The sequence below is a fragment of the Actinomyces sp. genome (assembly GCF_030530635.1).
Taxonomy (GTDB): Bacteria; Actinomycetota; Actinomycetes; order Actinomycetales; family Actinomycetaceae; genus Actinomyces.
Genome location: NZ_JAUMUL010000015.1, coordinates 18233 through 41193, shown reverse-complemented (window position 1 = coordinate 41193; position 22961 = coordinate 18233). Strand labels below are relative to the sequence as shown.

General features: G+C 70.3%; 20 protein-coding genes. 8 read left to right on the top strand and 12 right to left on the bottom strand.

Annotation, left to right across the window (positions count from 1 at the left end):
• Window positions 1-3: 3 nt before the first annotated feature.
• From Q4A20_RS05635 to Q4A20_RS05620, 4 genes are read right to left on the bottom strand one after another with little or no spacing between them, the layout of a single operon-like run.
• Window positions 4-1236, bottom strand: coding sequence for a TIGR04053 family radical SAM/SPASM domain-containing protein (locus Q4A20_RS05635; RefSeq protein ID WP_303121177.1), 1233 nt, complete (start codon window positions 1234-1236; stop codon window positions 4-6).
• Between the two features lie 2 nt (window positions 1237-1238).
• The gene (gene hemQ, locus Q4A20_RS05630; RefSeq protein WP_303121176.1) at window positions 1239-2045 is read right to left on the bottom strand and encodes a hydrogen peroxide-dependent heme synthase; all 807 of its coding nucleotides are present in this window, start codon (window positions 2043-2045) and stop codon (window positions 1239-1241) included.
• Between the two features lie 20 nt (window positions 2046-2065).
• Window positions 2066-3511 (bottom strand): ferrochelatase, encoded by a 1446-nt coding sequence (locus Q4A20_RS05625; RefSeq protein WP_303121174.1) that lies wholly within the window; start codon window positions 3509-3511, stop codon window positions 2066-2068.
• Window positions 3508-4935, bottom strand: coding sequence for a glutamyl-tRNA reductase (locus Q4A20_RS05620; RefSeq protein WP_303121172.1), 1428 nt, complete (start codon window positions 4933-4935; stop codon window positions 3508-3510). The genes Q4A20_RS05625 and Q4A20_RS05620 overlap by 4 nt, the downstream gene beginning before the upstream one ends.
• Before the next feature lie 399 nt (window positions 4936-5334).
• On the opposite strand from Q4A20_RS05620, the gene Q4A20_RS05615 reads away from it, so the two are divergent.
• The 7 genes from Q4A20_RS05615 (at window position 5335) to Q4A20_RS05585 (ending at window position 13652) form a co-directional block, all read left to right on the top strand.
• Complete coding sequence (locus Q4A20_RS05615; RefSeq protein WP_303121197.1) at window positions 5335-6672, top strand: uroporphyrinogen decarboxylase family protein; 1338 nt, start codon at window positions 5335-5337, stop codon at window positions 6670-6672.
• Window positions 6669-8372 carry an NAD(P)/FAD-dependent oxidoreductase gene (locus Q4A20_RS05610; RefSeq protein WP_303121170.1) on the top strand — a complete coding sequence of 568 codons (1704 nt, stop codon included), beginning with the start codon at window positions 6669-6671 and terminating at the stop codon, window positions 8370-8372. Before Q4A20_RS05615 ends, Q4A20_RS05610 begins: the two co-directional genes overlap by 4 nt.
• Window positions 8369-9556, top strand: coding sequence for a hydroxymethylbilane synthase (hemC, locus tag Q4A20_RS05605; RefSeq protein WP_303121168.1), 1188 nt, complete (start codon window positions 8369-8371; stop codon window positions 9554-9556). Before Q4A20_RS05610 ends, hemC begins: the two co-directional genes overlap by 4 nt.
• Window positions 9553-10512: a uroporphyrinogen-III synthase gene (locus Q4A20_RS05600; protein WP_303121167.1), complete on the top strand. Its 960-nt coding sequence runs from the start codon at window positions 9553-9555 to the stop codon at window positions 10510-10512. The genes hemC and Q4A20_RS05600 overlap by 4 nt, the downstream gene beginning before the upstream one ends.
• Window positions 10513-10547: 35 nt before the next feature.
• On the top strand, window positions 10548-11642 hold the full coding sequence (gene hemB / locus Q4A20_RS05595; RefSeq protein WP_303121165.1) for a porphobilinogen synthase: 1095 nt from the start codon (window positions 10548-10550) through the stop codon (window positions 11640-11642).
• Window positions 11643-11854: 212 nt separating this feature from the next.
• Window positions 11855-13300, top strand: a complete 1446-nt coding sequence (locus Q4A20_RS05590; RefSeq protein ID WP_303121163.1) for a glutamate-1-semialdehyde 2,1-aminomutase — start codon at window positions 11855-11857, stop codon at window positions 13298-13300.
• Window positions 13301-13394: 94 nt separating this feature from the next.
• Window positions 13395-13652, top strand: coding sequence for a PspC domain-containing protein (locus Q4A20_RS05585; RefSeq protein WP_303121161.1), 258 nt, complete (start codon window positions 13395-13397; stop codon window positions 13650-13652).
• Here Q4A20_RS05585 and Q4A20_RS05580 read toward each other — a convergent pair.
• From Q4A20_RS05580 to Q4A20_RS05545, 8 genes are all read right to left on the bottom strand, one after another.
• Complete coding sequence (locus Q4A20_RS05580) at window positions 13640-14536, bottom strand: macro domain-containing protein (protein WP_303121159.1); 897 nt, start codon at window positions 14534-14536, stop codon at window positions 13640-13642. The genes Q4A20_RS05585 and Q4A20_RS05580 overlap by 13 nt on opposite strands.
• Before the next feature lie 54 nt (window positions 14537-14590).
• Entirely contained in the window at window positions 14591-15085 is a 495-nt protein-coding gene (locus Q4A20_RS05575; RefSeq protein ID WP_303121157.1) for a Dps family protein, read from the bottom strand.
• 70 nt (window positions 15086-15155) lie between these two features.
• On the bottom strand, window positions 15156-15533 hold the full coding sequence (trxA, locus tag Q4A20_RS05570) for a thioredoxin (protein ID WP_303121155.1): 378 nt from the start codon (window positions 15531-15533) through the stop codon (window positions 15156-15158).
• Between the two features lie 660 nt (window positions 15534-16193).
• Entirely contained in the window at window positions 16194-17660 is a 1467-nt protein-coding gene (locus tag Q4A20_RS05565; protein WP_303121153.1) for a glycoside hydrolase family 1 protein, read from the bottom strand.
• A 1-nt stretch (window position 17661) separates the two neighbouring features.
• Window positions 17662-18042, bottom strand: a complete 381-nt coding sequence (locus Q4A20_RS05560) for a PTS lactose/cellobiose transporter subunit IIA (protein WP_303121151.1) — start codon at window positions 18040-18042, stop codon at window positions 17662-17664.
• A 3-nt stretch (window positions 18043-18045) separates the two neighbouring features.
• Window positions 18046-19467: a PTS sugar transporter subunit IIC gene (locus tag Q4A20_RS05555; protein WP_303121149.1), complete on the bottom strand. Its 1422-nt coding sequence runs from the start codon at window positions 19465-19467 to the stop codon at window positions 18046-18048.
• On the bottom strand, window positions 19467-19790 hold the full coding sequence (locus tag Q4A20_RS05550) for a PTS sugar transporter subunit IIB (RefSeq protein ID WP_303121147.1): 324 nt from the start codon (window positions 19788-19790) through the stop codon (window positions 19467-19469). The genes Q4A20_RS05555 and Q4A20_RS05550 overlap by 1 nt, the downstream gene beginning before the upstream one ends.
• 151 nt (window positions 19791-19941) lie before the next feature.
• Entirely contained in the window at window positions 19942-21840 is a 1899-nt protein-coding gene (locus tag Q4A20_RS05545; RefSeq protein ID WP_303121146.1) for a transcription antiterminator, read from the bottom strand.
• A 297-nt stretch (window positions 21841-22137) separates the two neighbouring features.
• On the opposite strand from Q4A20_RS05545, the gene Q4A20_RS05540 reads away from it, so the two are divergent.
• On the top strand, window positions 22138-22845 hold the full coding sequence (locus Q4A20_RS05540; RefSeq protein WP_303121144.1) for a GNAT family N-acetyltransferase: 708 nt from the start codon (window positions 22138-22140) through the stop codon (window positions 22843-22845).
• Window positions 22846-22961: the final 116 nt, after the last annotated feature.

Here is a 22961-nt window from a genome sequence, read left to right as displayed (position 1 = left end):
CGTTCAGCCCGGTCGGCCCGGACCTGCGGGCGCACGCAGCAGGGCGCGCACGTCCTCGGGGTAGGGGAAGGAGCCGGGCCGGTAGACGCACAGGGGCTCCTCCGCGTGCAGGTCCCCGGTGCTGTTGAAGGCGCGGGCACGGGAGCCGCCGCACACGCGGTTGTACTCGCACTCCCCGCACTTGCCCTTGAGCCGGGAGGCGTCCCGTACCCCGGTGAAGACCTCGCTATTGCGGTAGATCTCCGTCAGGGAGGCCTCGCGCACGTTGCCGGCGCTCTTCTCCAGGAAGCCGGAGGGGGTGACGTCGCCGATGTGGGAGATGAACATGAATCCGTTGCCGCTGGAGACGGTGATCGGGGGCCGACGCCGCCGCTCACCGCCGTCCAGCCCCAGCTCCACGATCCGCTCCCGCAGGCCGCGATACAGCGGCCCCAGGTGCATGGCGGCGATCATGTCCTCGCCCTCGATACCCCGCTGCGCCAGGGCGTAGCGCTGCAGGCAGACGCGCCGGAAGTGATGCCCCTCGGTGGTCTTGGCGGGCACCGCCTCACCCATGTCATAGAAGACGTTGAGCACGTCCTCGATCTCGGCGGCGTCCAGGCTGCCCAGGTCCACCCCGCGGCCCGTGGGCACCAGCAGGAACCCGGACCAGGTCATCGCCCCGTACTCGCGCACGAGTGCGGCGATGTCCGGCAGCTCGTGGACGTTGTGGCGGGCGACGACGGAGTTGATCTGCACCTTCATGCCCAGCTCCCGGGCCGCCCGCCAGCCGGCGACGGTGCGTTCGAAGGTGCGCTCAACGCCCCGGAAGGCGTCGTGGGTGGCGGCGGTGGCGCCGTCGAGCGACAGGGAGATGACCCCGACCCCCGCGTCCTGGATGCGGGCCAGGGACTGTTTGTTCAACTTGTCCGTGCCGGAGGGGGACACGGCCATGTGCAGGCCCAGGCTCGTGCCGTAGGCGGCCAGTTCGGCCAGGTCGGGGCGTTCGAAGCAGTCCCCGCCGGTGATGATGAAGATGACCGCCGGCTTGCCGAAGGAGGCGGCCTCATCCATCAATGCCTTGGCCTCCGCAGTGGTCAACTCCCGGGGGTCACGCAGGGGCCGGGAAACGGCCCGGCAGTGACGGCAGGCCAGCTGGCACGCGCGTGTGGACTCCCAGGTCACCAGCATGGGGCGCTGCGTCGGGTCGTGGCGCTGCACGCGCACCGGCCGGGCGGTGCGGGGCGGGGCGGCCATGGTTATGCGCGGGGCTGGCGTTCAGCCCACTCGTGCGGGCTGACGCGACAGCCGGTGTAGAAGGGGGTGTCCACGCGCACGTGCAGGCGGGCCTCCGTGTAGCGCTGGTGATGGATTACGCCCTCCAGGCGGTCCAGGGAGTCGGCCTCGAAGCCGAGCACCCACTCGTAGTCGCTCATGCCGAAAGCGGCGAGTGTGGAGCCCTTGACGTCGGGGTACTTGGAGAACCCGTTGCGCCCGTGGGCGGCCATGATCCGCGAGCGCTCCTCAGGGGGCAGCAGGTACCAGTCGTAGCTGCGCACGAAGGGGTAGACCATGCACCAGTCACGCGGCGCCACCCCGCCGAAGCAGGCGGGGATGTGCTTGCGGTTGAACTCGGCGGGCGTGTGCAGTCCCATGCAGGACCACACCGGCTCCAGGTAGCGGCCCAGGGCACCCGCACGCAGGCGGTGGTTGGCGTCCTGGAGTTTCTCCGGGTCATCGTCGAGCCACCAGACCATCAGGTCGGCATCGGAGCGGAAGCCGGACACGTCGTACCAGCCGCGGGTGGTCACCTCGGAGACGTCGATGAAGTGGGTGGCCTCCCCCACCATCCGGCGGCGCGTGTCCTCCAGTGGCGGCAGCGGCGCGGTGAGCCGGTAGACGGCGAACAGGGCGTAGTGGTTGTGGTCGTTGACGGCGTCGAAGTCGACGTCGGTGGCGTCGCGGGGGTCGCGGTGGGGGCGGCGCTCCTCGTCGTCGAAGCGGTGCAGGCGGGGGGCGCCCTGGTCGGAGTCGACGTCGGGGCGGGAGCTGTTGTGATCGCTCATGTGCTTCTCCTTGCTCGGGGTTACTGGTGGGTGGCGGTGGTCAGGGGGAGTCGGCCCGGTGCATGGTCGACCGGCCGGGTGGCGGGCCGGCAGCAAACGGGTGGGCAGACGGTGTGGAAGGGACCGGTGCCGGTGGTGGACTGCGGGTGCACGTCCTCGCCGCGGGCGACGGCGGCACGCTCGGTGAGTACATCGACCAGTGAGGCCACAAAGGCGGGGTGGGTGCCGGCCGTGGCCGCGCGCACGTAGGGCAGGCCCAGGCGCTGCGCGGTTTGGCGAGCCTCGGTGTCCAGGTCGAAGACGACCTCCATGTGGTCGGCGACAAAACCTATGGGGGCGACGACGACGCCCGTCGGCACCGTCACGGCCCGCCCGTCGGTCAGCTGCCCAGCGGCCAGGGCCTGAAGGTGGTCGTTGACGTCGGGCTCCAGCCAGCGGGCCTGCGGCGGGCCGGAGCGGGAGCAGTAGACCAAGTCGGCTTGCGGGCGTCGGCCCAGGCGGGCGGCGACGGCGTCCAGCAGCACCGCGGCCAGGCGCTCGTGCTGGGCGACGTATGAGATCTCGGTGGACAGGTCCGCGGCAACGCCGGGCTCCGGGAGGGAAGGGTGGGGGAGCCCCCCTCGGCTACCATCCGCGCCGCTCGTTCCTCGCGGCGCTCCCGCCAGCCCCGCCACGCCTTCGGAGAGCTCTCCGGCCCCGCCAGTGGCACTGCCCGATCCAGCCCCTCCCGAGTCGCGCTCCTCGGCACTTGGGGCCGACAGCTCTTCCATAGAGGTGGGGATCGAGTGGGTGACCAGCGCCAGCCGGATGCCGTCGGCGCTCACGCCGTCGGCCACCAACTGGTTGAAGGCGGTGACGATGGCGTCGGTGTTGGCGGCCAACATGCCCGGGGTGTTGTAGAAGGGGCGGGTCTTGTCCACCACCAGCTGCACCGGCGCGCCGCCGGCCCCGCCCACGCGGGCGGCGGCATCCGCCTCCCGGCCGAGCCCGGTGGCGCCGTCGGCGCCGGCGGCCAGCAGTTCCAGCGCCCCGGCGACGTCCTCACGGTACTGGCGGCACCCGGAGTAGGAGGAGTAGGCGGCGGTGGTGATCGCGAGAATGCGGCGGGCCCCGGCGTCGGCGAGCGTGCGCAGCGCCTCAGAGACGAAGGGATGCCAGTTGCGGTTGCCGATCACCACGGGCAGGCGGCTCCCGCGCGCGGCCAGCTGCGCGCGCAGGGCCGCCAGCAGTTCGGCGTTGCGGGCGTTGATCGGGGAGACGCCGCCCCAGCGGCCGTAGTGCCCGGAGACCTCGCGCAGTCGGGAGTCGGGCACGCCCCGCCCGGCGGTGGCGTTGCGCATGAAGGGCAGGACGTCGTCGGGCCCCTCGGGGCCGCCGTAGGACAGCAGCAGGACGGCGTCGTAGGGGGCCAGCGGATCAGCAGCGGGCGGGGGCGCCGATGTGGCGGCAACGACTTCCGGAGTCATTGGGCTCCTCCCGGGGCAGGGTGCGGCAGGGAGACGGCGTGGTCGGGGCCGCCGCGCCCGGGTGCGGCTACGGCGGCCTCGCGCAGGTCGGCGGCGATCTCCACACCCAGGAGCAGGTCCAGGGCGTCGAGGTAGTCCTGGCCGCGACCGGCCTCGGCGGCGGTGCGGGCGGCGACGGTGGGATGGTGCAGCATGCGGGCGGCCAGATGGTGCAGGGCTCGGGCCGCATCACCGGCGTCGACCCGGCCGTCGACCACGTGCAGGCGGGCGACCTCCTCCTCGACCAGTTCCGCCACATGGCTGCGCAGTGAGCACACCACCGGGTCCATGCGTCTGCCGGCGAGCATGCGCTCGAACAGGGCGGTCTCCTCATCCACGATCGCGCGGGCCGCCTGCACCTGGCGGGACTCGGCGGCGGGCACGGCGCGCTGCACTCTGGGCAGGTCGATCAGGCGCACTCCGGGCAGGGAGCCGACGGCACGCTCCACGTCGCGGGTGAGCGCCAGGTCGAGAATCACCAGGGAACGTCGGCCCCGGGCGCGACCGGGGCCGGGCACCGCGTGAGCCTCGGCGGCGGGGGCGATGAGCTCACGGGTCAGCACCGGGACGCCCAGGCCTCGGCAGGTGATCACCAGATCGGCGGCCTCCAGTGCGCCGGGCAGGTCCGCGTCGGTGATCGCCCGCAGGCCGCGTCCCACGGCGAAGTCCTGCGCCCGGTCGGAGCGGGAGTAGACGGCGATATCGGTTACGCCGCGACTGCGCAGCGCGGTGACGGTGGCGCCCGCATAGGCGCCGGTGCCGACGATCAGGACACGCGCATCCGGGAGGGGCGGCAGGTGGCGGGCCGCCAGGTCTACCCCGACGGCGACCACGGAGCGCCCGTTCCCGGCCAGTCCGGTCTCATGGGCCACACGCCGGGAGGCCGTGGAGGCGTGCTCGACGGCGCGGGCGAGATCCGCCGACAGGGTGCCCTCCTCGGTGGCCACCCGCAGGGCTCGGCGCAACTGCCCGGCGATCTCACGCTCGCCCACCACCATGGACTCCAGTCCGGCGGCGGTGGCGAACAGCTGACCGACGGCGGCGGCACCCACCCAGGCGGTAAGTTCCACCGGGTCCGCCGCGGCACCGGCGAGGCGAGTCACCGGGACGGCGGACCGACCGGCGTGCGCCTCGGCGTCGGGACGGCCGCCCGCGCGTCGGCCCAGGAAGTCGATCACGTCCCGACGCAGCGCCTGCGCGGGGACGTCGTCGGGCGCATCCATCAGGACCGCCAGGCGGTTGCAGGTGCCCAGGACCACCACGCCGCGCAGCTCGGGCAGGGCGGCCATGAGCTCGGGACCCAGGTGCGCGGCGGTGGCACCCAGGCGGGCGACCGCGTCGAGGCCCTGGGTGCGGTGGTCGGCGGAGAGGAGATGAATCGTCACAGCGAGTGGTAGTCAAGCATCGGTTGTCGGTCGGTGCACAATTATCGGCGGTGCGACCATCCACTATTCCGACAGACCGTCAGAAACCTTTTGCGACACTTCGTCCGATACTGCGGATATCGCACTGTTCCAACCAAAACACCGACCAAGGAAAAGTCTGCCGGGCAGGGTGGGCAATTCGACACGGGATTGCTCCGCAACGCCGCGTCATGTCATTTCCGTGAGCACGAGGACTATTTCGTGACTAATTCCGCGCGGAATTCATCCGGGAACGGGCGGTCCCACGCACCGGACGCGCCCGGCGCAGCGCAGGTCCGCGCCGGCGACCAGACCTCCGCCGAAGGCGCGGGTGATCCCAGCCGGGACCGGGACGACGCCGGCACTGGGCGACCGCCCGCACTGCTCGAGGCCCTGTCCGGGCGACGCCCGGAGCGCACGCCCGTATGGTTCATGCGACAGGCCGGCCGCTCGCTGCCGGAGTACCGGGCGCTGCGCGAGCGGGCCGGGGCGTCCATGCTGGACGTGTGCCTGTGGCCGCACTCCGCGGCCACAGCCACCCTCCAGCCGGTACGGCGTCACGGGGTGGATGCGGCCATCCTCTTCTCCGACATCATGGTGCCCCTGCGGCTGGCGGGGGTGGGAGTGCGAATCGAACCCGGGATCGGCCCGGTCCTGGACACCCCCGTGCGCGACGCCGCCGCGGTGCGATGCCTGATCGCGCACCGTTACGGACAGGCCGAACACGTGGGAATCGGTGCCGACGGCGGTCCGCTCGACGGCGCCGCCGGTGTAGCGGCCGTTCAGGCCGCCGCACAAGCGGTTGTAGCGGAACTCGGCACACCGAGGCGCCCGGGGCAGGCCGTTGCGGGAGCGCAGGATCACAGCGCCGGAGACGAGTCCGGCGCGGGCGCCGCAACACCCCGACAGGCAGCATTCGGCACCGACGCCCGGTCCGCCGTAACCGGTGGCGCCGCGCCAGTCTCCCCCCGGGCCCGGGCCGGCCTGGAGCATTCACGCGGCGCCGCCGCTTGGACCCCGCTGATCGGGTTCGGCGGGGCCCCGTTCACACTGGTGGCCTACCTGGCCGAAGGCCGCCCCTCCCGCGATCACCTGGCCGCCCGCACGCTCATGCACGCCGACCCGGACTCCTGGGAGGCGCTGATGACCTGGGCGGCGCACCTGACCGGAGCATTCATGGCCACACAGATAGGCGCGGGTGCGGCCGCCGTGCAGCTGTTCGACTCCTGGGCAGGCTCGCTGTCCGCCGCCGACTACCGCGAGAAAGTCGCCCCCTACTCGGCGCTGGCGCTGGATGTGGCGCGTGCTGCCGTTTCGGCCACCACCGGCGCCCCGGTGCCGACAATCCACTTCGCCGCCCGGGCGGCCCACCTCCTGCCCGAACTGCACCGTACCGGGGCCGACGTCGTCGGCGTGGACGAGTGCGTCGACCTGAGCGCGGCGGCCACGGCGCTCGCGGCCGGCACCGGGGACGGCCCGGCCCGCCCGGTGCAGGGGAACCTGAATCCGGCGCTGCTGGGGGCACCGTGGGAGGTGCTCGCACGGGGCGTGGACGCCTGCCTGGAAGCCGGCCGGGCGGCACCCGCCCACGTTTTCAACCTCGGCCACGGGGTGCCGCCGTCAACCGACCCGAATGTGCTCACCCGGGTGGTGGCACGCGTGCACGGATCGCAGAATTGGGAGCGCACGGCACTGACCGGATGGGATGGTGAGCGATGAGCGAGCAGCCGGCAACAGTCGACGCCGTGTCACGGCGTGAGCCAGCCGCCGGCGCCGAGCCGGAGGCGGCCTCGGCGGGCGGACCGGCCCAGCACTACGACGCCGTGGTGGTCGGCGGCGGCATCGCCGGCCTGGCGGCCGCCTGGGAATTGACACGGGCGGGACTGCGGCCGCTGCTGATCGAGGCCCGCGGCTACACCGGCGGGCTCGTCGCCCGCGGGCTCATCGCCGGGCTGCGCAACGACCTGGGGGCCGAGGGCTTCGTAGTCCGCGTCGATGCGATCACCCAGATGGTCGATGCCCTGGGGTTGCGCGTGGTCGGACCGTCCGGCGGCGGCGCCCGCCTGTTCCTGCCGCCACCGGCGGGGACGGCCACGGCGGCCCGCGAGGCTGCGAACACCGACGCGAGACGGCCCGCCTTCGCCACGCCCACGGGCGCTGCCGCCAGGGAGGACCCGGCCCGCGGCTGGCGATTACACCGCTTCCTGCGAGATGCCTTTCTGGGCATCCCCGCCGATCCGCTAGCCGAGGACGTAATCGCCGTGCTCGGAGCCGAGGCTGCCGCCCGGGCGGCCCGGGACGGACAGCTCGACGGCGCCGTGGGCACGCGGCCGCAGGATCCGGCCGATCTGGCCTCCTTCGTGCGCACCCGCATGGGCGAGGCGGTGCTGGACCGGCTGGTGCGCCCGATCGTGGCGGGTATTCACAGCGCCGACCCGGCCGACCTGGCGGCGGACACCGTCGCGCCCGGACTGCGGGAGGCGACCGCCCGCCTGGGGTCTCTGCAGGCCGCGGTCGGCGAGCTGCTGGCACGCCGCCGGGCCCGGCGGCGCGGCGCCGGCGCCGCGGGCGTGACCGTCGCCGGTGGGCTGTTGCGCCTCACCGACTCCCAGCGGGAAGCGATCACGGTGGCGGGCGGCGAGGTACTCACCCGCACCGGCGCACAGTGGCTGCGGCCGGCCGCACAGGCCGACGGCACCACAGCCGGCTGGGAGGTGGGGATCGCACCCACCACCCGGGGGGCGACGCCGTCGGCCGAGCCGATCGCGGTCGGGCCGGAGCGGGTGGTAGGCACGCGGCGGGTGGTGCTGGCCTGCTCGGCGGGGGCGGCCCTGCGGCTACTGGCGGGCGCCCCCGGCGTGGACACCCGGGTGCAAGTGCCTATCGGTTCCCCGATCGCCCGTTTCATGCTGGTGGCGCGCGCCCCGCAGCTGGCCGACGCACCGGTGGGCTCCGGACTGCTGGTGGCTCCCGTCGCGCCCGGGCGGGCGCCGGTGGGCGCCAAGGCGCTGTCCCACCTGTCGGTGAAGTGGCCGTGGATCGGAGACCGGCTGCAGCAGTTGCACGGTGCGAAAGGGGGCGACTCACCCGCCGGTCAAGTGCATGCACTGCGCCTGTCCTACGGGCGTCCGGGCGAGCCGCGCCCCCAAGTAGAACTGGCCGATGTTCTGGCCGATGTGGAAGTGCTCACCGGAGTGCGCATCCGGGAACAGGACGTGCTCGACTCCATGCTGGTGCGCTGGGACGGGACGCTGCCTCCGGTCACGCCCGCCTACCGCGAACGCACCCGACGCCTATTGGAACAGGTCGAACCCCTGGACGGGTTGGCGGTCACCGGGGCGTGGGTCGCCGGGACGGGCATCGCGGCCGTTGTCGCCCACGCTCGCGCGCAGGCGGCCGGACTGAAGGAGCACCAATGAGCAACGGCACGATGATCGGGGCGGGTTCACGGTCGGCGCGGACGGTACGCCTGGGTACGCGTGGCTCAGCACTGGCGGTGGCCCAGTCCACGCAGGTGGCGCACGCACTCACAGCGGCCTCCCGGCGGATCGGCGCCGACCTGGAGGTGGAGCTGGTCCGGATCCGCACGCGTGGCGATGTGGACGCCACCCCGCTGACCAGGCTCGGCGGAGTAGGGGTATTCGCTGCGGCCCTGCGCGAGGCGCTACTGGAGGGGGCCTGCGACCTGGCCGTGCACTCCTGCAAGGACCTGCCCACCGCCCCGGTGCCCGGGTTGCGCATCGCCGCGGTTCCACCGCGGGAGGACCCGCGCGACGCCCTGTGCGCCGTGGGTGGCGCGATGCTGGCGGACCTGCCCCGCGGAGCACGGGTCGGCACCGGTTCTCCGCGGCGCGCCGCACAGCTGCTGGCCATGCGGCCGGACCTGGAAGTCGTGCCCTTACGGGGGAATGTGCCCACGCGACTGTCCCGGGTGGTCGGAGCGGTGGTGGGCGCCGACGGCCCGATGGGGGCGGTGCGCGAACCCGACCTGGACGCCGTGGTGCTGGCATTGGCCGGCCTGCGCCGTCTGGGCCTGGACAGTTATGCGACGCAGGTGTTCGCACTGCCCCGGGCCGACCTTGCGGACGAGGGCGTCGCGGACCCCACCGAGCGGATACCCGTCATGGTGCCGGCACCCGCTCAGGGGGCGCTGGCCATTGAGATGCGGGCCGACGACGCCCCAGACCCGGGATCGGCCCCACCCGGTGAGGAGCCCTCCCCCGCCACCGCTGAAGCCGCCCACGACCCGGGGACCGCCACCGCGCTGGCAGCCGCACTGGCGGAACTCGACGACCCGGCCACCCGTGCGGCCGTCACCGCTGAGCGCGAACTCATGCGGCGCCTGGAGGCGGGCTGCGCCGCCCCGGTCGGGGCGGTGGCCGTGCCCGTGACAGCGGCGGAGGGGAGCGCGGGGCTGCGGCTGGACGGGGTGGTCGCCACCGGTGACGGCTCCCGGCTGCTGCGGAAGTCGGCGACCGGCCTCCGGGCGGAGGCCGCCGCGCTCGGACAGACCGTAGCCGGGGCACTCCTGGAGGCGGGTGCCGCTGACCTGGTCGATCTGCGCGCGGTCTCGCCCGGCCGCGGGCGCCGGGAGGCGCCATGAACCGGTCGAGTGCAGCGGAGCAGGCCCCACAAGCGCATCTGCCCGCCTCGGCTACTGGCGTGCAGTCACCGGCCCAGATCACCGCCGGCTTCGGCACGCCGGGCATCGACCCGTCGACCGGCGACACGGCCTGCCGAACCGACTCCGCAGGTGCCCGACTGATCGGTCGGCGCGTGCTGCTGCCGCGCACAAGACCCGACGACACCATTGCCGCCGCGCTGGCCGCGGCGGGCGCCGAGGTGGTGTGCGTGGGCGTGACCCGGGCCGTTGAAGGGCCGGCCGCGCCCCGCGAGCGCGCCGCCGCGGACTTGGCTGCCAGCGGCTACGCGTGGGTGGTGATCACTTCGGCCCGCACCCTGGACTTCTTCGACTTCGGCGGGTTGCACGCCTCGGCGCCCCTGCGGGCTCGGGTCGCGGTCGTCGGGGCGGGCACCGCACGGGCCGTGCGGGAGCGACTGGGCCGTGAGCCGGACCTGGTGGCCGCCGGCAGCGGCGCCGCCCTGCTGGAACTGCCCCAGTTGGGCCAGGGACCGGACTCCGAGGCGGGCGCGGCCCACCGCCGGCTGCTACTGCCGGGCTCGGCACTGTCCCGTCCCGCATTGCGTGAGGGCCTGGCCGGCGTCGGCTGGGAAGTCGATGCCGTGGCCGCCTACACCATGGAGCCGACACCCATCGGCGAACTACCCGCGGGCTTCACCAGGCAGTGGGCGGGCGGCCGTTTCGACGCGGCGGTGCTGGTTGCGGGATCGTCCACGCGCGCCCTAGTGGATGTGGCCGGGCCGCCCCCGCCGACCACGCGCCTGGTGGCGATCGGCCGCCCCACCGCCGCAGCCGCGGGGACCATGGGCCTACATGTGGATGCGGTGGCCTACTCCCCCACGCCCACCGGCGTCCGCGATGCCGTAATCACAGCATTCACAGCCGGCCATAGTTCCCAGCCATATTCCCAGTCATAATCCGCCCGACCCGCACACCTGAGGAGACCGCCACGATGACTTCGCCGACTGCCACCCCGCCACTGCCCGACTCGCGCGATCCCGCCGTCTCCCCGGCCGCCGGGTTCCTCGTCCCCCGGGGCGTGCCCGCGCCCGCAGCACCCGCCGTCCGCCCGCGCCGCCTGCGGCGCACGCAGGCCCTGCGCGGCCTGGTGGCCGAGACCCGCATCGCCCCCGCCCAATTGATCCTGCCGGCCTTCGTGCGCGAGGACATCACCGAACCCACCCCGATCGGCGCCATGCCGGGCGTCGTGCAGCACACGCTGGACTCGCTCCGGCGTGAGGCCACCGCCTGCGCACAGGCGGGCGTGGGCGCCATCGATCTGTTCGGCGTCCCCACCAGGCGCGACGAGACCGGATCACAGGCGTGGGCCGAGGACGGCATCCTCAACCGGGCGGTGGCCGCGGTGCGCGCGGAGGTGGGGGACGCGCTGATCGTGTGCGCGGACACCTGCCTGGATGAGTTCACCTCCCATGGGCACTGCGGGCTGGTGCGCCCGGACGGTGACCGCCGTGCGGGCGAGATCGACAACGACTCCACGCTCGCCCTCTACCAGGCGATGGCGGTGTCCCAGGCGGAGGCCGGGGCGCATATGGTCTCCCCCTCCGGGATGATGGACGGGCAGGTGGCGGCGATTCGCACCGCCCTGGACGCCACCGGGCATGACGACGTCAGCATCCTGGCCTACTCCGCCAAATACGCCTCCGCCTACTTCGGGCCGTTCCGAGAGGCGGTCGGCTCCACCCTCAAGGGTGACCGCCGCACCTACCAGCAGGATCCCGCCAACCGCCGCGAGGGGCTGCGGGAGGTGCTGCTGGATGTGGAACAGGGAGCCGACGTGGTGATGGTGAAGCCGGCCGGCCCCTACCTGGATGTGCTGGCCGACGTGGCCGCGGCCAGTCAGGTGCCGGTGGCCGCCTACCAGGTCAGCGGCGAGTACGCGATGGTGGAGGCGGCGGCCGCCAACGGCTGGATCGATCGCGAGCGCGTAATCATGGAGTCGCTGCTGGGGATCGTGCGGGCCGGCGCGGACTGCGTCCTGACCTATTGGGCCCGGGAAGTCGCCGAGCAACTCGCCACGCCGAGGTGAAAACGTCCATCCGTCGCGGTTTTGATGAGTTGGGCGGCCGACAGCCTCAAGAACAATGAGTTATTTGCCCAGCTCAGTGGGCGTTTGCCCAACAAACCGACGCATGCCGCAGGTTCATGGCCGCTACCGAGGGACACTTTCCTCGACCACACCCGCCACATGAGCACGTAGGCTGTCACCAGAGTGAATCGATAACGTCAGGAGCCAGCATCATGCCCGCGCCCATCACCAACGCCAGCCTGTTCGCCTCCGCCTGTGAATTGTTACCGGGTGGGGTGAACTCCCCGGTGCGCGCCTTCGGTTCGGTGGGCGGCACCCCGGTGTTCATTGAGCGCGCCAACGGCGCGCATTTGGCGGATGCCGAAGGGCGTGATTACGTGGACCTGGTCGGCTCATGGGGTCCGGCACTGCTCGGCCACGCCCACCCGCAGGTGGTCACGGCGGTCCGCTACGGCGCCGCCCGGGGACTGTCCTTCGGCGCCCCCACCATGGCGGAGACCCAACTGGCCAGGGCCATCCGGCGCCGCGTGCCGCCGGCGGAGCGGGTGCGGCTGGTGTCCTCCGGTACCGAGGCGACCATGACGGCGGTGCGGCTGGCGCGCGCGTTCACCGGACGTGACCTGGTGGTGAAGTTCGCCGGCTGCTACCACGGGCACAGTGACGCCCTGTTGTCGGCGGCCGGCTCCGGCGTGGCCACGGGCGGGCTGCCGGGTTCCGCCGGGGTGCCGGCGGCGGTGGCCGCGCAGACGCTGGTCCTGCCGTACAACGACCTGGGCGCACTGGAGGAGTGCTTCGCGGCGCGCGGGGAGGAGATCGCCGCCGTGATCACCGAGCCGGCCCCGGCGAACATGGGGGTGGTCCCGCCCGCACCCGGTTTCAACGCGGCGATCCGCCGGATCACCGCCGCATACGGCGCGCTGATGATCGCCGACGAGGTGCTCACCGGATTCCGTGTGGGACCGGCCGGATTCTGGGGGCTGGAGGCCGTAGACGGCTGGAGGAGCACAGACGTGGAGCCCATCGACTCCGCGCAGCCCAGCACTGACCCGGTGAACCTACGGTCCTGGCCGGGCGGCAAGGACGGACTCGATGAGGGCTGGCGCGAGCGGGCGACCTGGGTGCCGGACCTGTTCACCTTCGGCAAGGTGATCGGCGGGGGCATGCCGCTGGCGGCCGTCGCCGGCCGCGCCGACGTGATGGAGCTGCTGGCGCCGCTCGGCCCCGTCTACCAGGCGGGCACACTGTCAGGGAACCCGGTGGCGACACTCGCCGGCCTGACCACGCTCGCCCTGGCCGATGACGCCGTGTACACGACGATCACCGAGCGGGCCACCCAAATCCTCGCCGTAGTCGCTGCCGCCCTGGACGACGAGGGCGTGCCCTACCGGGTGCAGTCCGCCGGTTCGCTGTTCTCGATCATGCTCGGGCCCGCGGCGGCCGATGAGGGCGTGCGCGACTACGATGCCGCCCGGGCCCAGGATACGTGGCGTTACGGCCCGTTCTTCCATGCCTTCCGCGAAGCCGGGGTGGCCCTGCCGCCGAGCATATTCGAGGCCTGGTTCGTCTCCGCTGCCCACGGCGATGCCGAGCTGAAGCGCATTACGGCGGCCGCACCGGCGGCGGCCCGGGCGGCGGCCGCCGCACGTCCTGAGGAGTAGACGGGTACCTGCGAGGAGGCCGCAAGCATCAACCAGGGATCAACCGGGGTCGTCCCGGATACCGTCACCCGGCAGGAGCGGACACACTGATGCCATGACACAACAGCGTCCCACCAACCCCTACGGCCGCAAACCGCCGTTCTCACGCCGCGTCGAGTCATGGCGCGCGCGGCTGCCGCGGCGCTCCCACCGGCGCCTGCTGGCGGGCGTGTGCGGCGGGTTGGGAGAGTACTGGGGTGTGAGCCCCACACTGGTGCGACTGGCTACGCTCGCCCTGGCACTGCTGCCCGGGCCCATGTGGGTGGTCTACGCCGCGGCCTGGGTACTCATGCCCGGCCCCTACGAGCGCTGAGGCCCGCTCCCACCCCGGTAGGCGAGCGCGGCCTCATAGGCGGCGACGTCGACGTCGGCGAAGGCGCAGATCACGATCCTCAGCTCGGATTCGGGGCGCGCCCGCAGCCACTCCTCAAGGGTGTTCAGCACGAGCGGTGCGGCTTCGTCCTTGGGGTAGCCGAAGACGCCGGTGGATACCGAACACAGACCCACCGAGCCCAGGTCGGCGTCAGCGGCGACGTCCAGGACGCTGCGGTAGCTGGAGGCCAGCAGGGCGCGATCGGCGTCGGTGGGGCGGCCGCCTTCGACGATCGGGCCGACCGTGTGAATCACGTGCGTGGCGGGCAAATGGTAGCCGCCGGTGAGCAGGGCGCGGCCGGTCTCCTCGGGGCGGCCGTCGCGGGCGTTAATGTAGGCGGCGCATTCGGCGCGCAGACCGGGGCCGGCGACGGCGTGGATGACGTTGTCGATGCAGGTGTGCCCGGGCACGAAACAGCCCAGCATCTGCGCGTTGGCGGCATTGACGATGGCGTCGGCGCGCAGGGTGGTCAGGTCGCCGCGCCACAGGGCTACGCGCTCACCGAGCCTGCCGGACACCCCGTGGGTGACCTCCAGGGTGGGCAGTGTCAGGGCGTCGGGGGCACCGGCGTCGTGCACACGCTGGGCGGCCTCGGCGGCAAGCATCTCATCCAGGTCCTTGCGGACGTCGTCGTCGGGGATCTCGCGGGGCGGGCGGATGGTGAGCAGCCCGTCCAGCAGCCGTCGCAGCTCCACGGGCGGGAGTTCGGCGAGGGCGGCGGGCGGCGGGAATGCGGCGACTTCGCCGACCTGGACGGCCTCGGTGGCGAAGTGCCGGGTGAGGCGTTGCAGGCGGGCGACGTCGGCGGTGGGCGCATGCGGCATGCACCCAGACTAGGCGCGACCGCACGCGGGCAGCAGCAGGTGCTGCCGTCCGGTTCAGTTGACGGAGTAGTTCTGCGCGGACAGGAACCAGCTCTGCTGCTCCAGGCGCTGGGTGTAGTCCTCCAGGATGCCGGAGGAGGAGGGGTCGGCCTCGTCAACGGCGTCGTGGATGTCACGCAGGGTGGTGACGACGGCGTTGATGGCGGAGACGATGTAGTCGACCGCGTCGGCGGTGATGACGGCGGCCTCGGGCGCCTCGGGGACGGTGGTCTGGGAGGCGATGGTGCCGGGGCGGCCATCGGGGAAGACATTGATGGCGCGCATGCGCTCGGCGAGCTCGTCCGAGCCCTCGCGGGCGATGTCGACGACCTCGTCGAGGTTCAGGTGGAGGTCGCGGAAGTTCGGGCCGACCAGGTTCCAGTGAACCTGCTTGCCGACGAGGCTGAGGGCGGTCATGTCCACCAGGGCGCGCTGCAGGTCGGCTGCCAGGGCCTCGGAGGCGGTGAAGGTGGGGATGACGGCAGGGTTCTTGACTTGGTGCTTGCTCATGGCATCAACTTTACAATCTGCGGGATGATGACGGGTAGTGCTTATCGCTCATGAGGAAATCTCGGGCGCGTCAGCCCTCGGCCGGCGTAGCAGCCTCCTCGGCGATCTTGCGCTTGATCTCATCCATGTCGAGCTCACGCACCTGGTTGATCAGGGAGTCCAGGGCGGGGGCGGGCAGGGCACCGGCCTCGCGGTAGACGAGCACGTCGTCGCGGAAGACCATCAGCGTGGGGATCGAGGAGATGCCCAGCGCCCCGGCGAGTTCCTGCTCCGCTTCGGTGTCCACCTTGGCGAAGGTGATGTCCGGGTTGTTCTCGGCGGCCTTCTCGAAGATCGGCGCGAAGCGGCGGCACGGGCCGCACCAGGAGGCCCAGAAGTCGACGAGGGTGATGCCGTCGCCACGGACGGTCTGGTTGAACTCTGCGCCGGTGATGTCTTTGGGGGCCATTTGGCTTCCTTCCCTTTCGGATGGTTGGCGGTGTCGCCCGCCGGCGCCTGGGACAACCGTCCTAGGCGCCGGGCTATTCCACCCGCCCCCCGCCGAGGTCGGTAGATCTTACGTGCCGAGGTCGGTAGATGTGGCGACCATGGCGGTGTTAGTCGTCGAACAGCACCGCCCCCCGGGACGCGGGTCTACCGCGACCAAGCGCACCCACCGCCCGGTCGCGTCCGCCGCCCGAGCGGGAGGATTTCAGACTCTTCCGGTCGGGGGTGTGGTGGCTGGGCTGAGGCGTCTGGTGCGTCGGTTGGACGTTAACAACGCTACTTAACCTTCTGCTGTACACCTAAGAACCCTTCAGCAGACCGTCAACAGGCGTTGTTAACCCCGAAGTGGCGTAGCAGACGGGGATGTGGCGCAGCAGATGGCCCCACTTCCAGATGCCGGGGATGGTGGCAGCCAAGTCCGTCGGCCAAGTCCGGCACGGTGAACCGGCGAGATTCACCCCCGCAACACACCAGCCGCCGTCGACGACCGCCCTGCCGGCGGGGAGAGCGTCCCCGCCCGTCCGACGACGTCCTCGGCGCCCCAACCACGATCCCCACGCCGCAGCCCCGGCCAAACCCTCCAGGCCTGAACCACCACACTACAAACCGGAAACACCGGATTTCAGTCGAGATCCATCCCGTTGCTCTCAATCACCCGCCGGTACCACGCGTAGGAGTCCTTGGGGACGCGTCGCCCGGATCCGCGCCCGTGGTCATCAATGTCCACATAGATGAACCCGTATCGCTTCGACATCTCTGAGGACGAGCAGGAGACGATGTCGATCGGACCCCAGGCGAAGTAGCCGCGCAGATACACCCCGTCCGCGATCGCCTCCCGCATGGCCTCCAGGTGACGGCGCAGGTAGTCGATGCGGTAGCGATCGTGCACAGTGCCATCGGCCTCCAGCACGTCCCTGGCGCCGAGCCCGTTCTCGGTGATCATGATCGGTTTCTGGTAGCGGTCCCAATAGTGATTCAGCGCCACCCGGAGCCCGGTCGGGTTGATCGCCCAACCCCATTCAGAGGCCTGCAGATGCGGGTTGGCAAAGCCGTCCGTGTCCCCACCCGCCCAGGCCTCGGCGTCAATGATCCGGGTGTAGTAGTAGGAGAAGCTCATGAAGTCCGCTACGCCGTCGCGCAGGGCCTGGGCGTCCCCCGGGCCGAACTCGACGCAGATGCCCAGATCGCGCAACCGCCGCTTGGCATAGCCGGGGTACTCGCCGCGCAGGGCCACGTCGGAGAAGAAGTACTCCATCTGGTTCTGCTGCAGCGCGGCCAGCACGTCCTCGGGCTTACAGGTCGACGGGTCGGCGTTGCCGTGGCACAGCATGACACCGAACTCGAAGTCCGGGTCGATTGCATGCCCGAGCGAGGTGACCTTGGCGGCCGCCACCATCTCATTGTGGACGGCCTGGTACTTGGCCTGCTCCAGGTTGTCCACCTGGTCCGCGGCAACGCCCAGGTGGTTGAATGACTCATGGGTGATCAGGTTGATCTGGTTGACGACGATCCAATAGCGCACCTTCCCGGCCAGACGCCGCATCACCGCCTCGCAGTAGCGCACGAAGAAGTCGATGGTCTCCCGGCTGTACCAGCCGGTATAGGACAGGGTCAGGTTCACCGGCATCTCGTAGTGCGACAGGGTGATTACCGGTTCCATACCCTGGGCGCGGATCTCGTCGATGAGTCGCTCGTAGAAGGCCAGCCCCTCCTCGTTGGGTTCGACGTCGTCCCCGTTGGGGAAGATTCGGGCCCAGTTGATTGAGGTGCGGAAGGCGTTCATGCCCGTGCCCGCCAGCAGACGCAGGTCGTCGACGTAGGTGTGGTAGAAGTCGATGCCGTCGCGCTTGGGGTAGCGGCCCGCGGTATCGCGCATGTGGAAGCGCACCTGGTCGGTGGTCATCTCTCTGTTGGAGCGCCTCTCGGGCGGCAGGTCACCCCGGTAGAGGTTGATGTCGGCCAGGCACCAGCCCTTGCCGTCCTCCTGCCAGGCGCCCTCCGCCTGGTTCGCGGCAATAGCGCCGCCCCAGAGGAAATCCTTGGGGAAGCCGGTGGGCACATCGAGCGCATCGGGATTGCTGCCAGTCATTTCATTCGCTCCTTGTCTGCGGCACAGTCTCCAGCGCAGTCTTCAATGCAGTCTCCAGCGCGCGTATACGTTCATCCTGTGAGCGGAATATCGGAGCGAGCCGGCGCACCAGGCGCAGCTCACTGTAGCTGGTCATGAGGGTGTCTTGCGCATGCGAGAACAGCGCAGCATAGGCGAGTTGTTCACCGTTGGCCTCCTGTTGAATAAGCGTGGTGTGTACCTGATGCGCCTCGCGGATATGTTGATCCGCCGCGTCCAGAAGCGCGGTGGACTCGATGAAGTCCGAGCGTTCCATGGCCTCCACGGCCCGGTAGGTCTCACGGCGCGCATCGCCGGAGTGGATGAGTATCTGCATGGAGGCGTCAATGATGCTCTGATCCATGGCTCAGTCTCCTTCGGGCCGGGGCTTGCTGCTCGTAACGGTCAGTCTCCTGGTACCCCGCCGCACGCCGGACCGCGCCGCTTCCGCGGCGGTGGCAGGTAAAGGTTCCTCGGCCTTGGTGGCGCGGGCCGCCTGCGGCTTAGGGGCCGGCCGGGATACGCGTGACGACGACGGCGTGGGCGCCCCGTCTCTCCTGGTGCCGGCCTGCGCCGCGCCGACCTCCTTCAACAGGGACTGGTGCTCGTATGCCTTGAAGAACGGGTACCAGATGACCGCGGAGACGGCGAAGACGGCGAGCATGAGAAGCATAGCGGTCAGGGACCGAGTCGTGATCCAAGTCGCCAACGGGTAGGGGGTGTACCAGAGTTCATACTGGTTCATCGGGATCGGTGCGAACTCGACCGTCTTGGTGAATACCCAGACGATGATCGGCGGGATCACGCCTTGCAGCCACATGGGGATCATGAGCACCGGGTTCCAGGCGATCGCCCCGAATACCACCGGCTCATTGATATTGGCAATCATCGGCGGAATGCAGGCCCTTCCCAGGGCCTTCAAACGGGTCGAGTCAGAACGGGCCATCATGATCACCAACGCCATTGTGTTGCCGATTCCGCCGAACCAGAGGTAGGTGGAGAAAAGCATCGTGGAGGTGACCAGATTCTGCGCGGCGCCGGTCATATTGGCTTCAATGGCGGCCAGCAGCACCGGGGTGGTGACGGGGGTGAGCACCCATGTGGAAATGCCCATGGAGTACAGGAAGCAGTAGATGAAGCACATCAGCGGGAATCCCCACGGCGACTCGATCACCCCGGCGAGCGGCCGGAACACCGCCAGCACCGTGTTGTAGACGTCCAGCCCCAGCAGGTCCACGCACACCCATCCGAGCGTTACCACCAGCGCCACCGGGATCATCGCATCGAACCAGGCCCGCACGAACTCGGGGATGACGGAGTCGTCCTTGAACAGGCTGAACCGGCCGAACAGGGACATGATGGCGCCGGTGACCACGCCCGACAGAATGGCGATGAACATGCCGCCCGCCCCCAGAGCCGAGTGGCCGAATCCCGGCTCTCCGTCCTGCACCACCTGCGGGGTGATGATGATGAAGAACAGGATGGTGCCACAGCCCCCGGCAATGAGCCGCTGCTTGCGGAAGTTGCGCTTCTCCATCAGGTTGAAGGGGATTAGGAAGCTCACCAGGAGGGACAACATGCCCATGGTCCACCCGTACGGCGTCCAGAAGCTGGGCAGTGATGGGACGTAGTCGTTGAGGATCGCGAGCATGGCGAACACGGAGCCGACGAGGATGAACGGCAGCACCTGCATAATCGCGTCCTTGATGGACACGATCCAGACGTTGTTATTAACCTTGGCCATGCGCGGGGAGAAGCCGGTCTCCAGCCAGTGAATGAGGGCGTCCATCAGGCGTCCTCGTTGAGCACGTCGACCAGGTGCTGAATCGCGGCCTCGCCGTCGAGGGAGGAGTAGTACTCCGGATGCATGAGGATCGCCGTGACGTCGGCGTCCCCGACGAATGAGTCGATGTCGTCGAACACGTAGGACAGGTGGGGGCCGATCATGACGACGTCGGTTTCGTTGATGAAGTTCTCGATTTCGCTCTCGGAGCGGGCGGTCACCTTGATGTTGTAGCCGTGTGCGGCGACCGCCTTGCGCATATTCGCCGCCATGAATCCGCTGCTGGCGCCGGTGCCGCAAACGAGGAGAACACGGATGTCGTCTGCCATTGTTCCTCCATTGGACCTAGAAGCATGACGTGATCAAGTCTGCACAGGGCACAGGCATCGTGCCACCAGTAGATCTTCCGGGGGCCGGAAAACCGCTGCAGCCGCCTCCGCACGCGTCACCGCCAGTGCCGATCGGGCCTGACCACGGCCGTCAGCCGATCACCAGTTCCCGTAAGGCCTCCATGAGGCGGCTGTAGCTTGTTCCCGCGCCGATGAGTGCGTCGACTCCCGCCGTGTCGGACAGGATACGCACCAGCTCATCGAGCACATCCCGGAAGAGGGCGCGATCCCGAGGGCTGACGGCCATCATGATCACGAGGTTGACCTCATGGGAGCCCCACGGGATCGGCCGGGTACACGTCAGCACGGCCAAGGCGGTGCGGGCGGCATCCATGTACAACGAGTGCGGCATGGCGAACCGCCCTCCGAACGCCGTCGAGGCACGCCGCTCACGGTCGAGCACATCCGCAAGGTACTGCTCGTCGACGGCGGCCTGGTGAACCAGTAGCGAGTGACAGGTACGCAGGGCCTCGTCACGGTTGAGCCGGGCCTCGGTGTGCGCGAACAGGCGCTCGTCGGTGAAGGCGACCAGCGCAGACCAGACCTGGTGCCGCTGGGCCCGCTGCCGCTCCTCCAGGACCGCCTGCCGTACGGCGTCGACCTCACTCCGGGTGCACAGCGGGCTGATACGGACCACCGGCACGGAGGGGTCGACGTCGAGGTCGAGCGCGGTGACGACGACGTCGCTGGGCCTGCGAGAGACCTCCGGGTCTATCTCGGTGACGAGACGCTCGACGACGGCCAAGCCGTGCAGTCCTTCATTCAGCCTGCGCACCGCGTCGTCGGCCACGGACCCGAATCGGGGCACCACCAGCGTGATCGTCACCTGCTGCTCGGCGTCCATGAGCTGCTGGAGGCGGGAGCCGAGGTGCAGGGCAAGAAAGTCCGTCTCGGCGCAGGGAATCTCGACGTCGAGCGCGGTTTCCACGGAGTGAGAGAAGTAGACGGACAGTTCATGCACCAGCGGGTGCCCCAGTTGGAAGTCGGCGCCGAGCGGGCGGTCGATGCGCTGGCCGGCGCGCAATCGCGCCAGCATGTCCTGCACGTGAATGGCCAACCCGACCAGTGATTCGTCGCCGTCGTACAGCCGCAGCAGGAAGTGGTCGTCGAGCCGCAGCACGCAGTCGCGGACCACGTCGAGGACCGCCGGATCCAGACCCTCGCCATCGGCATCTCGGTGGGTGGAGACCGCGAGGAAGGAGGCTACGAAGTCGGTCTCCGAATCCGGCAGCGGACGCGCGGCCCACCGGCCCACCCAGTCGGTGACCGCACGTGCGGCGGCCAAGACACCGGCGTCGCGCGCGGCGCACCCGACATAGCCGACGGGGTACCCCTCAAGCGCCACGTACAAATGCGTGCACAGGTTGAGCAGGACGTACTCGTTCAAGACGACGCCGTTGTCTGCGAGCACTGCACGAACACCGCGGGTGAGTTCACGCCTCCGCGCCAGGTGCGTGCGGTGCCGGTCCGATTCCGACCCATCATTGACCGGCGTGAGCAGTATTTGCCGGATGAGCCGTCGACGCCGCGGTTCCGGGCCATCTATGCGCACATATGAGCCATGCCGCGTCAAAGTCAGTTCGTGGTCGCGCAACAGTAGACGGACGCGGCCGAGGTCGGCTTCCAGCGTCGACGGACTCACGCAGAGCCGATCGGCCAGTTCAAACACCTCGCGCTCCTGGGACGCGGTGAGGAGAATGCGGGCCAGCTCGTTCAGGCGGCCACGCTGGTCAAGACCCTGGTGTGCGGTTCGGTCGGCGACATGCTCACGCCTGCTCCGGTACACGCGGCGATCCAGCTGGTATCCGGCGGGTGTGGACCGGATGAGCGCATCGTCCTGACCCTCGTTCAACTCCTTGACGTAGGAGCGGATCGAGCGGTCGGTCACTTGCAGCATGGCCGCCAATGCCCGGGCCGGCACCGGACGGCTGGCGGCATGGAGTTCACGCAGAAGTCGTTCGAGCCTGTCCGCCTTGGCGACCACGTCCACATCATCCTCTCGCAACGGTGCGGCAGCGCAGGTGAGCCCTGTGACGGCGCGCCGCGCGGGCACCCGTGGCGCGCCCGCCTGCGCGTGGTGCTCCTGGTCGTATGCCCCAGTATCTGCCCGGCAGGCGAATCGGTGCCGCAGCCGACGGCGAACCGCAGGCGCATCGTCCTCGCCCCGCCCCTACCCCGCCTCTTCTCGCCGACGCCGGAAACGCGAAGGCGCCTCCCCGGCCCCGCCCAGGCCGGCTACCTAGCGTCGCATCTACGGAGGCTAATTCCTACGACGCCAGGAGGCACGATGTCCACGATCACATACCGCCCCTATGAGCCCCGGGACGCCGAGGGCGTGCTGGCGATCATTAACGACGCCTTCCACATCCACCGGTACGCGCCGCGCCCCTACCTGGAGCGCTCGGCCGCCGACGTCTTCCTGGCCGACTGCCTGCTGTCCTCCAGCTACGCGCAGGTGGCAGTCGCAAACGATGACTCCGCCTCTGACGACGCCGGCAAGATCATGGGCGTGCTCATGGGACGGGTCGAAGGGGAGTCGAAGCTCCCGGGACAGCCGGCCGCTTACACCAAGAAGGCGGCGAGCCTGGCCTGGCTGGCGACGGCGGGAATACCGCAGTGGAACACGCTGAGGCAGGCCCTGGACCTGAAGCATCGCTACCCCGAGTTGCGCCAGGATGTGCTGGGTACCGGAGCCGCCGCCCTGACCGACGAGGTCACGGTGTTCGCCGTCCACGCGGCCTGCCGGGGCCACGGGGTCGGCTCCCGCCTGTACGACGACTTCATGGAGCATTTGCGCGACCACGGCCGCACGGACTTCTTCCTGTACACCGACTCACTGTGCAACTACGAGTTCTACGAGGACCGCGGCATGGTGCGCGCCGCCGCACGGGAGCAACGGCTCGAAGTACCCGGACTGCCGGAGCGGGTCGGCGTGTACCTGTACGCCGGCCAGGTTCCCGCCGACGCCGCCGCTTCAACCGACTTCAGCGCGTAACTTCGGCCAACCCAGGCGGAGATCAGCAGGGCTCCACCACCTGCTCCCGGCCGTATGGGGGTGCCGTATGGGGGTGCACCGTGGTTCAGGAGATCCGCCAACCCCGACGCACTAAC